The organism is Kosakonia pseudosacchari (assembly GCF_900184035.1).
Classification (GTDB): domain Bacteria; phylum Pseudomonadota; class Gammaproteobacteria; order Enterobacterales; family Enterobacteriaceae; genus Kosakonia; species Kosakonia pseudosacchari.
Map to the genome: position 1 here is coordinate 81,379 of NZ_FXWP01000023.1, position 15,791 is coordinate 97,169.

Annotated in this window: 17 protein-coding genes; 9 read left to right on the forward strand and 8 right to left on the reverse strand. The window is 53.8% G+C overall.

Annotated features, from left to right (window positions below; translation table 11 throughout):
• The first annotated feature begins 70 nt into the window (after positions 1–70).
• The gene (locus BN2591_RS18415) at positions 71–496 is read left to right on the forward strand and encodes a flagellar protein FlhE (RefSeq protein WP_017459684.1); all 426 of its coding nucleotides are present in this window, start codon (positions 71–73) and stop codon (positions 494–496) included.
• 249 nt (positions 497–745) lie between these two features.
• Here BN2591_RS18415 and BN2591_RS18420 read toward each other — a convergent pair whose 3' ends face one another.
• Positions 746–958 carry a YdgH/BhsA/McbA-like domain containing protein gene (locus tag BN2591_RS18420; RefSeq protein WP_086873328.1) on the reverse strand — a complete coding sequence of 71 codons (213 nt, stop codon included), beginning with the start codon at positions 956–958 and terminating at the stop codon, positions 746–748.
• A gap of 136 nt (positions 959–1,094) precedes the next feature.
• Between BN2591_RS18420 and BN2591_RS18425 the strand changes: the two genes are divergently transcribed.
• Together BN2591_RS18425 and BN2591_RS18430 are read left to right on the forward strand one after the other, a co-directional pair.
• Positions 1,095–1,616, forward strand: a complete 522-nt coding sequence (locus tag BN2591_RS18425; protein WP_025263778.1) for a Crp/Fnr family transcriptional regulator — start codon at positions 1,095–1,097, stop codon at positions 1,614–1,616.
• Between the two features lie 58 nt (positions 1,617–1,674).
• The gene (locus tag BN2591_RS18430) at positions 1,675–2,169 is read left to right on the forward strand and encodes a YgjV family protein (RefSeq protein ID WP_086873329.1); all 495 of its coding nucleotides are present in this window, start codon (positions 1,675–1,677) and stop codon (positions 2,167–2,169) included.
• 50 nt (positions 2,170–2,219) lie between these two features.
• Here the strand turns inward: BN2591_RS18430 and BN2591_RS18435 are convergent, their stop codons facing one another.
• Both BN2591_RS18435 and fdhD read right to left on the reverse strand, forming a co-directional pair.
• The gene (locus BN2591_RS18435; RefSeq protein WP_086873330.1) at positions 2,220–2,432 is read right to left on the reverse strand and encodes a YdgH/BhsA/McbA-like domain containing protein; all 213 of its coding nucleotides are present in this window, start codon (positions 2,430–2,432) and stop codon (positions 2,220–2,222) included.
• A 126-nt stretch (positions 2,433–2,558) separates the two neighbouring features.
• Complete coding sequence (gene fdhD / locus BN2591_RS18440; protein WP_086873331.1) at positions 2,559–3,395, reverse strand: formate dehydrogenase accessory sulfurtransferase FdhD; 837 nt, start codon at positions 3,393–3,395, stop codon at positions 2,559–2,561.
• Between the two features lie 243 nt (positions 3,396–3,638).
• Between fdhD and fdnG the strand changes: the two genes are divergently transcribed.
• The 6 genes from fdnG (at position 3,639) to BN2591_RS18475 (ending at position 10,601) form a co-directional block, all read left to right on the forward strand.
• Positions 3,639–6,689, forward strand: a complete 3,051-nt coding sequence (gene fdnG, locus BN2591_RS18450) for a formate dehydrogenase-N subunit alpha (protein WP_139164783.1) — start codon at positions 3,639–3,641, stop codon at positions 6,687–6,689.
• Positions 6,690–6,701: 12 nt separating this feature from the next.
• Positions 6,702–7,604: a formate dehydrogenase subunit beta gene (gene fdxH, locus BN2591_RS18455; protein ID WP_017459689.1), complete on the forward strand. Its 903-nt coding sequence runs from the start codon at positions 6,702–6,704 to the stop codon at positions 7,602–7,604.
• Positions 7,601–8,236, forward strand: a complete 636-nt coding sequence (fdoI, locus tag BN2591_RS18460; protein ID WP_017459690.1) for a formate dehydrogenase cytochrome b556 subunit — start codon at positions 7,601–7,603, stop codon at positions 8,234–8,236. The genes fdxH and fdoI overlap by 4 nt, the downstream gene beginning before the upstream one ends.
• Positions 8,233–9,162, forward strand: a complete 930-nt coding sequence (gene fdhE, locus BN2591_RS18465) for a formate dehydrogenase accessory protein FdhE (RefSeq protein WP_086873332.1) — start codon at positions 8,233–8,235, stop codon at positions 9,160–9,162. The genes fdoI and fdhE overlap by 4 nt, the downstream gene beginning before the upstream one ends.
• A 166-nt stretch (positions 9,163–9,328) precedes the next feature.
• Positions 9,329–10,240, forward strand: a complete 912-nt coding sequence (locus BN2591_RS18470) for an alpha/beta hydrolase (RefSeq protein ID WP_086873333.1) — start codon at positions 9,329–9,331, stop codon at positions 10,238–10,240.
• A 22-nt stretch (positions 10,241–10,262) separates the two neighbouring features.
• Complete coding sequence (locus BN2591_RS18475) at positions 10,263–10,601, forward strand: nuclear transport factor 2 family protein (protein WP_086873334.1); 339 nt, start codon at positions 10,263–10,265, stop codon at positions 10,599–10,601.
• 49 nt (positions 10,602–10,650) lie between these two features.
• Here the strand turns inward: BN2591_RS18475 and fabY are convergent, their stop codons facing one another.
• From fabY to typA, 5 genes are all read right to left on the reverse strand, one after another.
• Positions 10,651–11,592, reverse strand: coding sequence for a fatty acid biosynthesis protein FabY (fabY, locus tag BN2591_RS18480; protein ID WP_020455892.1), 942 nt, complete (start codon positions 11,590–11,592; stop codon positions 10,651–10,653).
• Between the two features lie 44 nt (positions 11,593–11,636).
• On the reverse strand, positions 11,637–12,074 hold the full coding sequence (gene dtd / locus BN2591_RS18485; protein WP_086873336.1) for a D-aminoacyl-tRNA deacylase: 438 nt from the start codon (positions 12,072–12,074) through the stop codon (positions 11,637–11,639).
• The gene (locus BN2591_RS18490; RefSeq protein ID WP_086873337.1) at positions 12,071–12,943 is read right to left on the reverse strand and encodes a virulence factor BrkB family protein; all 873 of its coding nucleotides are present in this window, start codon (positions 12,941–12,943) and stop codon (positions 12,071–12,073) included. The genes dtd and BN2591_RS18490 overlap by 4 nt, the downstream gene beginning before the upstream one ends.
• The gene (gene yihX, locus BN2591_RS18495; protein WP_086873338.1) at positions 12,937–13,536 is read right to left on the reverse strand and encodes a glucose-1-phosphatase; all 600 of its coding nucleotides are present in this window, start codon (positions 13,534–13,536) and stop codon (positions 12,937–12,939) included. Before yihX ends, BN2591_RS18490 begins: the two co-directional genes overlap by 7 nt.
• Before the next feature lie 142 nt (positions 13,537–13,678).
• The gene (gene typA, locus BN2591_RS18500) at positions 13,679–15,502 is read right to left on the reverse strand and encodes a ribosome-dependent GTPase TypA (RefSeq protein WP_086873339.1); all 1,824 of its coding nucleotides are present in this window, start codon (positions 15,500–15,502) and stop codon (positions 13,679–13,681) included.
• Positions 15,503–15,791 lie beyond the last annotated feature (289 nt).

A 15,791-nucleotide genomic window follows, 5' to 3' on the forward strand; every position in this document is an offset into this window, starting at 1 on the left:
CTCAATAATTCCCATGATTTAAGGTAAATATCATGGATATAAGTTAGCTTACTCTTTAATGAGGCTTTAAATGAAACGGAAATCGATCCTGCTGGCTTTATCAGGTTTAATGTTTATCTCTTCAAGCGCATTCGCAACGGGTGGCACTTCAGTCGGCTCAATGCTTGCACCCTCAGTTTCAGTAAAAAACCAATGGTATAACAAAGCCTTCCCGGTTACAGCCGGAACGCCGTCAACCGGTAAAGTCGGCATGGTTTATTACACATGGACTTACAGCTATTACCCGGCGGGTATGCAGGTTTATTTATGCTATAACAACGGTAATACTTGCATGGACGTTTCTAATGCACGTTCAGGCAACGTTGACTTCACGCCTTATAATATCGCACCGAACCAACCAATCAGTCTATATGCTCGCGTAAATGGCACCGGTAAAATGCTGACGGCAAATGGGCAATCAAGCCAGGTTATTGTTAACTACACATTTAATCAATAATTCACTTACCGCGTAATTTTATTATTACTGATAACGCATGGTAATAATAAGGATGTGAATTTAATTCGCCCATAATAATAATGCCCGACGACATTTTTATATGTCATTGGGCATTTCAGTCATCTATGGATCTTTTAAAAACACTTCAGGTAATTACTGCACACACCTACGTCCCCGGTAATACGCTATTATCCCATCGCAGAAATAAAAAAAGCGCCCGCAGGCGCTCTTTCGACAGGACAACATTACTTATTTGCTCAGTTCAGCGGTCATGTGAACCTGGTTGCCGGTATAGGCTTCAGTGATCTGGTAAGAAGATGCACCAGCCTGTTGAGCCTGCGCAGCAATTTTCGCTTCGGCGCCGGCAAGTGTGGTGTCCGTTGCGGTCACAGACTGTGCAGCGAAAGAACCAAAAGAGGTAGCCAGAACGATAACTGCGACAAAAGTTTTGATGCTTTTCATGATATAAACCCTTACGTTAATTTGTTTGAGTGAGGCGTTCTGCCTCAATGAAATAAATAATAGGCCTGTTTGCTCACAACAAAAAGCGGAAGTATTTGCCGTTAAAATTCAAAATTACTGAACAAACGAGTTTCCGATGATAGCGACTGAATTAGCACCGCTGCTGGCGGGTCGAAAAACGATACAGGTCAGCCCGACAACAACCCTGCTCAGGCAGGGTGACAGGCAACAAAACATGTTTGTCTTGCAGGAGGGTATTGCCAGGGCGGTCTGGCATTCACCGGAGGGGAACGAACGGATCAAAGAGTTTTATTTCCCCGGCGAGTGCTGCTTTCTCTATCTCAGTTGGCTAACCGGGAGCGTGGCGGATTACAGCCTGCAAATGCTGACGTCAGGCGCGCTCTGCGAAGTACCGCTGCGTTTACTGGAACAAGAAGAACATCAGGCCGCCAAAATAGCGCTCCTGCGCCAGCAACTGATCTTTAAAGAGAAGAAGGAGCAGATGTTTTTGCTCAATAACCCGGAGCAACGCTATCGCTATGTGCAGACCCATTTCCCGGCATGGGAGGCACAATTAACGCAAAAAGATCTCGCCAGTTATATCGGGATCTCGCCGGTGAGCTTGTCGCGCATCCGCGCGCGTCTTAACAAAGGTTAACGAAAGCCTGCCGCCGGGTCGCTACTATCGCCGTCATCTCGCACCCGAGGAGACGATGATGAGCGCTTTTTGGTTATCACAAATGCTGGCTGGCTTTTCTTTCATTTTTGATTTGTTGGCGTTTCAGTTTGCCCGCCGGCGGATCACCCTGGCGATACTTGCCGCCTCCACCAGCCTGCTGGCGATACATTTTTGCTTGCTGAACGCACCTGTAGCCGCGAGTTTGATGGCGCTGGCCGCATGCCGTTATCTGACCGCCATCATGACGACCGCGCGGAAAATGAAGATTGGATTTATTGTCGCAACCTGCTTGTGCAGCGCGCTAAGCTGGCAGCAACCCACCGATGTTTTACCGCTACTCGGTAGCCTGCTGATGACCAGCGCCGCTTTTCACCCGGCGGCAAAAAATATGCGGCGGCTCACCCTCTGCGGGAGCGGCTGCTGGCTGGTGAATAATATGGTGATCGGATCGCCCGTGGCTGTTGCCATGGAGAGCGCCTTCATTCTCAGTACGCTGGTGTCGTGCTGGCGGCTCACCCGGCAGGCGGAATAACAGGCAAAAAAAAAGCGCCCGCAGGCGCTCTTTCGACAATACAGCGTGACTTATTTGTTCAGTTCGGCGGTCATATGAACCTGGTTGCCGGTATACGCTTCAGTGATCTGGTAAGAAGATGCGCCAGCCTGCTGAGCCTGCGCGGCGATTTTCGATTCTGCGCCACTCAGGGTTAAATCAGTTGCGGTCACAGACTGTGCAGCGAAAGAACCAAAAGAGGTAGCCAGAGCGATAACTGCGACAAAAGTTTTGATGCTTTTCATGATATAAACCCTTACGTTAATTTGTTTGAGTGAGGCGCCGTGCCTCGATGAAATAAATAGTAGACCTGTTTACTCACAACAAAAAGCGGAAGGATTTGTTCTCAATATTCAATTTTTTTGACCAATTTACACGCCAATTAATCGCTGCGGATGGGTATAAATTGTCGCTCTGCCCGGCTTGCAAAAACCCACCAACGTCAGGTTATAGCGCTGCGCCACTTCTACCGCCAGCGTTGTCGCGGCAGAGACGGCAAACAGGATCTCAACGCCGCACATGGCGGACTTTTGTACCATCTCATAACTGGCACGGCTGGAAACCAGCACCGCACCGCGCGCCCAGACTTGCGCTTCGCGGGCGCGATGACCAAGCAGCTTATCCAGCGCAACATGACGCCCGACATCTTCATGTCCCCCCGCTAACTCACCGGATGGCAGCATCCAGGCAGCGGCATGTGTGCAACCAGTTAGCTGACCAACAGGTTGAAAATCGGTTAAATGCGCCAGCCCGGCATCCAGCGCCTGCAAATCAAATGTCTGGGTAAAAGGCAGTGGCGCAACGGGTTTACCGATATCATTAAGCTGCTCGACGCCACAAACACCGCAACCGGTGCGCCCGGCCAACGCGCGTCGCCGCTCTTTTAACCCCATAAAACGGCGGCTGGAGAGCTCAATTTGCACTTCAAGGCCGTTACAGGAGTGGACCACATCCATCCCGTAAATGTCTGATGCGTTTTCGATAATCCCTTCGGATAAGGAGAAGCCGATTGCGAAGAGTTCAAGATCTTTTGGCGACGCCATCATCACCACATGCGAAATACCGTTGTACACCAGCGCGACAGGCACTTCCTCCGCCAGCATGTCCGGCACGGCGTGCTGCAAATCAGCACGTTTCCACAGGCTAACCTCGCGGGCTCCTGTGACTGATGTTGCATTTTTGTGCTTTTTTGTCTGTAAATCGTTCACTTTGTCTTAACCGTTATCGAACAAGCGTATCAACATTATGGTATTCTCCGCGCATATCCCTTGGGGAAAAGAGGGAATAGCAACAGTTCTGAACCTTCCACGGCAGAATGAGCATACCTACATTGTGGTATTCTTCGTTGCTAATCCCCCTGGATATGAGGGATTAACAGCAATTCTGAACCTTTGCGAAAAGCACCGCAAAGAAAAAAAACGATAAGAGTAATGTCGAACCAGGAGCAAACCATGCAGGTCAGCAGAAGGCAGTTCTTTAAGATCTGCGCTGGCGGTATGGCAGGAACCACGGCAGCGGCGCTGGGCTTTGCCCCGAGTGTTGCGCTCGCGGAAACACGGCAGTATAAGCTGCTGCGTACCCGCGAAACCCGTAATACCTGCACATATTGTTCCGTCGGCTGTGGGCTGTTGATGTACAGCCTCGGCGATGGAGCAAAAAACGCCAAAGCGTCAATCTTCCATATCGAGGGTGACCCCGATCATCCGGTAAACCGTGGGGCGCTGTGCCCGAAAGGCGCAGGTCTGGTGGATTTCATCCACTCAGAAAGCCGCCTGAAATACCCGGAATACCGCGCGCCAGGCTCAGATAAGTGGCAACAAATTTCGTGGGATGAAGCCTTTACCCGCATTGCCAAACTGATGAAAGCGGATCGTGACGCCAACTATATCGCGCAAAACGCGGAAGGGACGACCGTCAACCGCTGGCTGAGCACCGGTATGCTGTGCGCATCCGCATCCAGTAATGAAACCGGCTATTTAACGCAAAAATTCACCCGCGCACTCGGCATGTTAGCCGTCGACAACCAGGCGCGTGTCTGACACGGACCAACGGTAGCAAGTCTTGCTCCATCTTTTGGTCGCGGTGCGATGACCAACCACTGGGTCGACATGAAAAACGCCAACCTTATCGTTGTGATGGGGGGGAACGCGGCAGAAGCGCATCCGGTGGGATTCCGCTGGGCGATGGAAGCCAAGATCCACAATGGCGCGAAGCTGATTGTTATCGATCCGCGCTTTACGCGTACCGCCTCTGTGGCGGATTTCTATGCGCCGATTCGTTCCGGTACTGACATTGCCTTCCTGTCAGGCGTGTTGCTGTACCTGATGACCAACGAAAAATATCAGCGCGAATACACCGAGGCCTACACCAACGCCACGCTTATTGTGCGTGAAGATTTTGGCTTCGAAGATGGCCTGTTCACCGGCTATGACGCGGAAAAACGTAAATACGACAAAACCAGCTGGAACTACGAACTGGATGAGAAAGGTTTCGCCAAACGCGATACCACGCTCACCCATCCGCGTTGCGTGTGGAACCTGCTGAAAGCGCACGTCTCCCGCTATACGCCGGACGTGGTGGAAGACATCTGCGGGACGCCAAAAGCGGACTTCCTGAAGGTGTGCGAATACATCGCCGAAACCAGCGCCCGTGATAAAACCGCGTCGTTCCTGTATGCACTTGGCTGGACGCAGCACTCCGTTGGCGCGCAGAACATCCGCACCATGGCGATGATTCAGTTGCTGCTCGGCAACATGGGGATGGCGGGCGGCGGCGTGAACGCCCTGCGCGGTCACTCCAACATTCAGGGGCTGACGGATCTTGGCCTGTTGTCACAAAGCCTGCCGGGCTATATGACGCTGCCAAATGAAAAACAGACCGATCTCCAGACCTATCTGACCGCCAACACGCCAAAACCGCTGCTGGAAGGCCAGGTAAACTACTGGGGCAACTACCCGAAATTCTTCGTTTCGATGATGAAATCCTTCTTTGGCGACAAAGCGACAGCGGAAAATAGCTGGGGCTTTGACTGGCTGCCGAAGTGGGACAAGGGTTACGACGTCCTGCAGTACTTCGAGATGATGAACCAGGGCAAGGTCAACGGCTATATCTGCCAGGGCTTTAACCCGGTAGCGTCGTTCCCGAACAAAAATAAAGTGGTCGCCTCACTGTCAAAACTGAAGTTCCTGGTAACGATTGACCCGCTCAATACGGAAACCTCGAACTTCTGGCAGAACCACGGCGAATTTAACGACGTCGATCCGTCGAAAATTCAGACCGAGGTGTTCCGTCTGCCGTCGACCTGCTTCGCAGAAGAGAACGGTTCTATCGTTAACTCAGGCCGCTGGTTGCAATGGCACTGGAAAGGCGCGGACGCCCCGGGCGATGCGCTGAACGACGGCGAGATCCTGGCGGGCATCTTCCTGCGCATGCGTAAAATGTATGCGGCAGAAGGCGGAGCCAACCCGGAACAGGTGCTGAACATGACCTGGAACTACTCGACGCCGGAAAACCCGTCGCCTGAAGAAGTGGCCATGGAAAGCAACGGTAAAGCGCTGGCGGATATTATCGATCCGGCAACCGGCACCGTGCTGGCGAAGAAAGGCGAGCAACTGAGCACCTTCGCTCACCTGCGCGATGACGGCACAACCGCAAGCGGTTGCTGGATTTTCGCCGGGAGCTGGACGCCGAAAGGCAACCAGATGGCGAACCGCGATAACGCTGATCCGTCGGGCCTCGGCAATACGCTGGGTTGGGCATGGGCATGGCCGCTTAACCGTCGCATTCTCTACAACCGCGCCTCCGCTGATCCGCAGGGCAACCCGTGGGATCCGAAGCGTCAGTTGCTGAAATGGGACGGCGCGAAGTGGGGTGGCGTGGATATTCCGGACTACAGCGCAGCCGCACCTGGCAGCAATGTCGGGCCGTTTATCATGCAGCAGGAAGGCATGGGCCGCCTGTTCGCACTCGATAAGATGGCTGAAGGGCCGTTCCCGGAACACTACGAGCCGTTTGAAACGCCGCTGGGCACCAACCCGCTGCACCCGAAAGTGGTTTCCAACCCGGCCGCCCGCGTGTTTAAAGGCGATCTGGAAGCGATGGGTAAAGCGGATAAGTTCCCGTATGTCGGTACGACTTACCGTTTAACCGAGCACTTCCACTACTGGACCAAGCACGCGCTGCTTAACGCAATCGCGCAGCCGGAGCAGTTTGTGGAAATTGGCGAAAAACTGGCGAACAAGCTGGGCATCACGCAGGGCGATACGGTGCGCGTCTCCTCCAACCGTGGCTATATCAAAGCCAAGGCGGTGGTGACCAAACGTATTCGCACGCTCAACGTGCACGGTAAGGAAGTCGATACCATCGGTATTCCGATCCACTGGGGTTATGAAGGTGTGGCGAAGAAAGGCTTTATCGCTAATACGTTAACGCCGTTTGTCGGCGATGCGAACACCCAAACGCCGGAGTTTAAGGCGTTCCTGGTGAATGTGGAAAAGGTGTAACGGAGACGACTTATGGCTTATCAATCGCAAGACATCATCCGTCGTTCCGCGACTAACGGTTTCACTCCCGCGCCGCAGGCGCGGGATCACCAGCAGGAAGTGGCGAAGCTTATCGACGTCACCACCTGTATTGGCTGTAAAGCCTGTCAGGTGGCCTGTTCCGAGTGGAACGACATTCGTGATGAGGTGGGACATAACGTCGGGGTGTATGACAACCCGGCGGATTTGACCGCCAAGTCGTGGACGGTCATGCGCTTCTCGGAAGTGGAGCAGAACGACAAACTGGAGTGGCTGATCCGTAAAGATGGCTGCATGCACTGCGCCGATCCTGGCTGTCTGAAAGCATGTCCGTCAGAAGGGGCTATCATTCAGTATGCTAACGGTATTGTCGACTTCCAGTCCGAGCAGTGCATCGGTTGCGGTTACTGTATCGCCGGCTGTCCGTTCGACGTGCCGCGCATGAACCCGGAAGACAACCGCGTCTATAAATGTACGCTGTGTGTTGACCGCGTGACCGTGGGTCAGGAACCGGCGTGTGTGAAAACCTGCCCGACCGGCGCTATCCACTTTGGCTCTAAAGAGGATATGAAAACGCTGGCCGGCGAGCGCGTGGCGGAACTGAAAACCCGTGGTTACGACAACGCGGGCCTGTACGATCCGGCGGGCGTTGGCGGTACGCACGTGATGTATGTGCTGCACCACGCCGACAAGCCGAATCTGTATCACGGCCTGCCGGAGAACCCGGAAATCAGCTCTACCGTGAAGTTCTGGAAAGGTATCTGGAAACCTCTTGCGGCGGTCGGCTTTGCCGCGACCTTCGCTGCCAGCATCTTCCACTATGTCGGTGTCGGTCCGAACCGCGCAGAAGAGGAAGACGATAACCTGCATGAAGAGAAAGACGAGGTGCGCAAATGAAAAAACGTGACACCATCGTGCGCTACACGGCGCCAGAGCGCATCAACCACTGGGTCACCGCCTTCTGCTTCGTGCTGGCGGCGGTGAGCGGGCTGGGGTTTTTCTTCCCCTCCTTCAATTGGTTGATGGGGATTCTGGGTACGCCGCAGCTGGCGCGCATTCTCCATCCGTTTGTCGGTGTGGTGATGTTCGCGTCGTTTATAATCATGTTTTTCCGCTACTGGCACCATAACCTCATCAATAGGGATGATATCTTTTGGGCGAAGAATATTCGTAAGATCGTCGTCAATGAGGAAGTGGGTGACACCGGGCGCTATAATTTCGGTCAGAAATGTGTTTTCTGGGCGGCGATTATTTTCCTGGTGTTGCTACTGGTAAGCGGCGTGGTTATCTGGCGCCCTTACTTCGCGCCAGCGTTTCCCATTCCGGTGATCCGATTAGCGTTGATGGTGCATTCATTTGCCGCGGTCGCGTTAATTGTGGTTATTATGGTGCATATTTACGCCGCCCTGTGGGTGAAAGGCACGATAACCGCAATGGTGGAAGGCTGGGTTACCAGCTCGTGGGCGAAGAAACATCACCCGCGCTGGTACCGGGAAGTTCGCAAGACAACGGAAAAATCGACTGAATGAGTATTCGCATAATCCCGCAAGATGAGCTGGAGAAGAGCGATAAACGCACGGCGGAAGTGATTCCGCCGTTATTATTCCCCAGACTGAAAAATCTCTATAACCGCCGCGCAGAGCGTTTGCGTGAGCTGGCAGAGAGTAACCCGCTGGGTGATTATCTGCGTTTTGCTGCGCTTATCGCCCATGCCCAGGAAGTGGTGCTTTACGACCACCCTCTGCACCTTGACCTGACTGCGCGCATTAAAGAAGCCGCTGAACAGGGCAAACCGCCGCTGGACATTCATGTGCTGCCGCGTGATACGCACTGGCACAAGCTGCTGCATTCGCTGATCGCCGAGCTGAAGCCGGAGATGAGCGGCCCGGCGCTGGCGGTCATTGAGAACCTGGAAAAAGCCTCAGCCCAGGAACTGGAGGCAATGGCCAGCGCGCTGTTTGCCGCTGATTTCGCCTCCGTAAGCAGTGATAAAGCGCCTTTTATCTGGGCTGCGCTATCGCTCTACTGGGCGCAAATGGCCAGCCTTATTCCTGGCAAAGCGCGCGCGGAATATGGTGAACAGCGCCAGTTCTGCCCGGTGTGCGGCGCAATGCCGGTCTCCAGCATGGTGCATATTGGCACGACGCAAGGGTTGCGCTATCTGCACTGCAATCTGTGCGAAACCGAGTGGCATGTGGTGCGCGTCAAATGCAGCAACTGCGAGCAAACCCGTGATCTGCACTACTGGTCGCTGGATAACGAGCAGGCGGCAATCAAAGCGGAAAGCTGCGGCGACTGCGGCACTTACCTGAAGATCCTGTATCAGGAAAAAGACCCGAACGTCGAGCCGGTCGCGGACGATTTGGCCTCGCTGGTGTTAGATGCTCGCATGGAGCAGGAAGGTTTCGCCCGCAGCTCCATCAACCCGTTCTTATTCCCCGGCGAAGGGGAATAATACCCTTCAACCCTTGCCTTTCTGGCAAGGGTTGCCAGCCTGCCTGGTTCTCCACGTGTTTATCTCCGTCCTGCTTTTTGCCACACATTGCTAAAAAACGACCATTCCCATTCCGCATAAACCAGGCTATAAAGCTGGATATTTATACAGATAAAAGGTTAACGGAATGGCACTGGAAAAAGGTATTGCCGGGCTGGTAAGTGACTTTATTGCCGCAGGTCGCCCGTCTGCGCGGGCGAAGAGTATTGATGACCGGCGCAGTGGATATGTCGCCAGCACAGTGCTGGCAGGGGAAACGGAAACACGCGTTCAGGTTGAAGAGATGACGCTTGAAGGCATAACGTTTCGTCTGTTTTCGCCGCAGGACGCCAGCGGCCATCTTCCCGCGTTAATTTACTACCACGGCGGCTGCTTTATTAGCGGCGGCTTCGACACGCACGATAAGCAACTGCGTCAGCTGGCCTTTTATAGTGGCTGCCGGGTTGTTGCTGTGCAGTACCGTTTAGCGCCGGAACATCGCTGGCCTGCCGCACATGATGATGCACAATCTGGTGCCGATATGGTGTGGAAAAACGCCGATAAACTCGGTATCGACAAAGAACGCATCACGCTTGCAGGGGATAGCGCGGGCGGTCACCTGGCGCTGGTGACGGCGCTACGGCTGAAAGCCGCGGCGACATGGCAACCAGCACAACTGGTGCTGATTTACCCGATGCTCGACGCCACCGCCTATTTCGATAGTTATACCTTTAACGGTTCCGATTATGTGATTACCCGCGAGGCGCTGTTATCGGGCTACGAAATGTATCTCGGCGATACCGACCGCCTGTTACCGGATGTCAGCCCGCTGTGGCGCGATGATTTTTCCGGTCTGCCGCCAGTGCACATCATTACCGCCGAGTTCGATCCGTTATGCGATGAAGGTGAAGCACTGTTCCAGCACATGACCGAGCAGGGCGTCACCTGTACTTGTTCACAATATCAGGGCGTGATCCATGGCTTCTTCCAGCTTGCCGGGATCAGCCAAAGCGCAAGAGACGCGATAAGAGACGTGGCCGCACGGGTGGCCAGAATATAACCGCGCATAAAAAGGGGAGCCGGTGTCTGTCGTAAGTCCTGTGGAAAAGCAGTTCGCTGCTTACAATGCCCATGATATTGAGGCATTTACCGCCTGTTTTAGCGAGGATTTTATCGCTTATCGCTTGCCATCCACTGAGCCGTCGCTGCAGGGGCGTGAAGCATTACGCGCCTTTTATGCGACGCATCGTTTTAACAACCCCGCGTTACGTGCCGAGTTACTCTCACGCACGGTGATGGGTAATAAGGTGTTCGATCACGAAAAAATCTACGGCATAGGCGAGTCAGCCATTGAAAATATGGCGGTCTATGACGTGCAGGATGGGCTGATCAAAACCGCGTGGTTTTTCTTCGCGCAGTAGGGGTGGTTCGCAGGACGTTGCGCGCCCGCATTAGCAGGCGCGCAGCGGCTTACTCTTCCTCGTTACCGCCCTCTTCGAACGAGCCGAAGGGTTTGGCGGGCAACACGATATAAATGCCTTCGAAAATTGCGCCCTGCTTATCTTCGCCAAACAGTTCAACCTGTAGCTGAACGCGCGCTTTGCGCCCGCGCGCCAGGCGATCCAAATCGCCGCTTAGCGAGCCAAGATCGGCGATAGCGCTCGGCTTACCGGTGATCGGCGTACTATAGCGGATATGCGCATCGGCAAGAATGATGGTGCCGCCGAGATGGCGTTCGCGCAGCATCAGCCAGATCAGCCCCCAACCGGTGAGTGTCGCGAGGGAAAACAGGCTACCGGCGAACAGCGTGTGGTGCGGATTCTGGTTGCCGGTCTCCGGCATGGTGGTGATAAATTTCTGCCCGGTGTACTGCTGAATGCGCACACCCATCTTTTCACTCAGCGGAATATGTTGATACCAGGCCTGCTGCAGCTGCCCGCACCAGTCGCCGCGATGCAGAATATCATCAAGCGTGGCGATCGGTTTGATCATCAAAAAGTGGCGTACCGGCGTGGTTTGCGGCGCGGTGATTTCCCCTTCGTTGACGAAGCCCAGTTTCGCGAAGAACGCCACCGCATCTTCGCGGGCGCTACAGGTCACGCGTTTTACCCCTTCCTGGCGGGCCACGGACTCCAGCGTCATCGCCATCAGCGTGCCGAGGCCTTTTTCCTGCACGTCCGGGTGTACCGCCATAAAGCGAATAGACCCTTCGTTATCCGCGTTGATATACAACCGCCCGATAGCGACAATGTTGCCCTCTTCATCGACAACCATCTGGTGATGTGCCATCGCATCCCAGCCATCACGCTCGGAACCTTTCGGTTGATGCAGCGGTTTACGCAGCATTTCCCAGCGGAACTGGTAATAGAGTTCTAACTCTTCTTCCGTTTGCGGTACGCGAAGGTGGTACATAGCAGCACTCTCTCTTGTAACCAGGGGCCACGCCGCAAGCTGGCTCATACTTGCAACCAGAACGTGACGGGGCCGTCGTTGACCAGCGAAACCTGCATATCGGCAGCGAATCGCCCGGTTTGCGTTTCCATTTGCTGGCTGCGGCAACGTTCAACAAAATAGTGGTACAGCGCCTCGGCTTTTTCCGGCGCAGCGCCCCGGGAAAAGCCCGGACGCATTCCACGTTCTGTATCCGCCGCCAGCGTAAATTGCGACACCACCAGCACTCTCCCACCCGCCTGCTGGACGTTAAGATTCATCTTCCCTTCCGCGTCGCCAAAAATACGATACCCCAGCACACGTTCGCACAGGCGGTTCGCTTTTTGTTCATCGTCTTCCCTTTCGACGCCCAACAACACCAAAAGTCCAGGGCCGATTTCGCCCGTCACCTCACCCGCCACGCTAACGCTCGCGCGGGAAACACGTTGAATTAATGCAATCATGGTTGGTCTGCTTCTTCTTGCTGTGCGGCTATTTTGAGTTTTCGGTATTCACCGAGAGTGACAGTTATTTCAGCGCCAAGCAAGACGATACACCAGGTCCAGTAGACCCAGAGGAACAAAATGGGGATGACAGCCAGCACGCCATAAATCAGCTGGTAAGACGGAAACATGGTGATGTAGAGGCCAAAAATCTTTTTACCTAACTCAAACAGCAGCGCCGCGATAAACGCGCCGACAATGGCATCGCGGTTCGGCACGCGCGTTGTTGGCACAATGCTGTACAGCAGCCAAAAAGAGAGCCAGGAGAGGATCAGCGGAAATATACGCAGCACATCATCAATCACGCTATCCAGCTCGCTGGCCCAGCGCAGCGACAGCAAATAGGAGCTTATTGCCAGGCTGGCACCCGCCAGCAGCGGGCCGAGCGTCAGGATCATCCAGTAGACGGCAAAAGAATAAACATGCGGGCGTACACGCGTACTGCGCCAGATAGTATTTAACGCCGAGTCGATGGAGTACATCAGCAGCAGCGATGTCACTATCAGCCCGCATGCGCCCACCGCCGTCATTTTGGTGGAATTGGCAACAAACTGCTCAATATAGTTTTGGATCACATCGCCGGTGGTGGGAATGAAATTGGCAAACACAAAGTGGCGCAACTGGATGCTAATGTCAGAAAACATAGGAAAAACAGCGAACAATGCAAACACCACCGCGATCAGCGGCACCAGCGAAAGCAAAGAGACATAGGCGAGATTCCCCGCCAGCGTCGTCATATGGTCTTCATCAATGCGCCGCCATAGCAGCCGCAACCAGGCAACAAGCGGGCGCGTGCGATGTTTTGCATGATGCCGCAGATTTTTTAGCATAGCTGTTTCGCGAAATAGTCCGGGATGGTGGTTTTATCCGTTACCAGGATGCTGGTAATGCCCAGTTGTTCCGCACCGGCGATATTGTCGGCATTGTCGTCGAAAAAGACGCTATCTTCGGCAGAAAAACCTTCGCGCGCCAGTACCTGCTGATAAATTCGCGCTTCGGGTTTGCGCATTCCCATCTCCTGGGAAAGATAAATATGGTCAGCCGCCGCCTGAATTTCCGGATATTGCTCCGGCCAGTATGTGGTGTGCAGACGGTTAGTATTCGACAGCACGACGACCCGATGCCCCTGCTCACGCAATTTGTACATGATGTCGACGACTTCTTTGCGCAGCGCGACAAACACCGCCTGCCAGCCGGTGGAAAACTGCTCGTAGCTGAGCGGGAGTTCCATTTCATGACACAGCGCTTTGGCGAAATCTTCGTCACTGATTTCCCCACGTTCATGCTGATGAAACGGCTCGCCCATGGTGAAACTTTGCTTTAAGGTCGCCAGCGGCACACGGCTAAAATCGCTCCAGGCACCCAGCACCCTGTTGAAGTCGATGTCGACAATCACGTTACCTAAATCAAAGATATAGAGCATTTCTCTCTCCTTGCCAGCCGTGGAGAGTTAACTGTAGCGGGAAAGTTCTGACTTGAATAGTTCGCGGCTTCACGCGAAGAGGATACGGGCATAAAAAAAACCGCTGATTTTCAGCGGCTTTTTACAGGCAAATAAAGCGGGATTACTCTTCTTTCGCCCCGCGCATTGCGCGTTTACGGTCGTTTTCCGTCAGGTGACGTTTACGAATACGGATAGAGAGCGGGGTCACTTCTACCAGTTCGTCGTCATCGATGAACTCCAGAGCTTGCTCCAGCGTCATTTTCACCGGCGGAACCAGAACCGTGGCTTCGTCTGTACCAGACGCACGCATGTTGGTCAGTTTCTTACCGGTCAGGCAGTTTACCGTCAGGTCGTTGGAACGGCTGTGAATACCGATGATCTGGCCTTCATACACTTCCGCGCCGTGACCGAGGAACAACTTACCGCGATCTTGCAGACCGAACAGGGCGAACGCAACCGCTTTACCCTGACCGTTGGAGATCAGCACGCCGTTGTTACGCTGGCCCACTTCGCCCGGACGAACATCGTCGTAATGGCTGAAGGTGGAGTACAGCAGACCAGTACCGGAAGTCATGGTCATGAACTCAGAACGGAAGCCGATCAGACCACGGCTTGGGATCACGTAGTCGAGACGTACGCGGCCTTTGCCGTCCGGATTCATATTTTTCAGATCGCCTTTACGCTCACCCAGCGCCTGCATCACAGAACCCTGGTGCTGCTCTTCAACGTCCAGCGTGACGTTTTCGAACGGCTCTTGTTTGCGGCCATCGATTTCACGGAAGATAACTTTCGGACGGGAAACCGCCATTTCGAAACCTTCACGACGCATATTCTCGATAAGCACGGACAAGTGCAGCTCACCACGGCCGGAAACGCGGAATGCGTCAGCGTCTTCGGTCTCTTCAACGCGCAGCGCAACGTTGTGCACCAGCTCTTTGTTCAGGCGGTCGAGGATTTGACGTGAAGTCACGTACTTACCTTCTTTACCACAGAACGGAGAGGTGTTGACGTTGAAGAACATGGTCACGGTCGGTTCATCAACAGACAGCGCCGGCAGCGCTTCGACGTTCTGCGGATCGCAGATAGTGTCGGAGATGTTCAGCTCGCCCAGACCGGTGATCGCAATGATGTCGCCCGCTTCTGCGATTTCGCTATCAATACGCTCCAGCCCCAGGTGGGTCAGCACTTTACCGACTTTACCGTTACGGGTTTTGCCTTCGCTATCAATGATAGTGACTTGCTGGTTCGGTTTTACTTTACCGCGCTTGATACGACCGATGCCGATTACACCAACATAGTTGTTGTAGTCGAGCTGGGAGATCTGCATCTGGAACGTGCCGTCGAGATCGACGTTCGGTGCAGGGACATGGTCAACAATCGCCTGGTACAGCGGGGTCATGTCTTCAGCCATGTCTTCGTGGTCCATACCCGCGATACCGTTCAGCGCAGAAGCGTAAACGATCGGGAAGTCCAGCTGCTCGTCGGTCGCATCCAGGTTTACGAACAGGTCGAACACCTGATCGACAACCCAGTCCGGACGCGCGCCAGGACGGTCAACTTTGTTGATTACCACAATCGGTTTCAGGCCATGGGCAAATGCTTTTTTGGTCACGAAACGCGTTTGCGGCATAGGGCCGTCAAATGCGTCAACCACCAGCAGCACGGAATCGACCATGGACATCACACGCTCAACTTCACCACCGAAGTCGGCGTGCCCTGGGGTATCAACGATGTTGATACGGTAATCATTCCATTTGATAGCGGTGTTTTTAGCGAGGATGGTAATCCCACGCTCTTTCTCCAAATCGTTGGAGTCCATCACACGCTCTTGAGTTTCAGCACGTTCGTCGAACGTACCGGATTGCTGCAGCAGCTTGTCAACCAGGGTCGTTTTACCGTGGTCAACGTGAGCAATGATGGCGATGTTACGCAGATTTTCGATCACAACTTTGCCTCAGGCATTAGAAATAGCGCGTTATTGTACACGTATTAATCGAAGGACTAAACAGGATCACAAACATCCTCCGCAAACAAGTATTGCAGAGTTGCTTTGTGATCGCTTTCACGGAGCGTTAAAAGGGGCATTTAACGAAAATTGCACCAATATAGTGCCCAATGTTCACATAAAGGCACTATATTGGTGCAACATAACCATCATGGTGCAGCCCTTTTGCACTATACCGAGCATGATAACGCCTTTTTAGGGGCATTTAAAAGTTGGCATAGATTTCGCT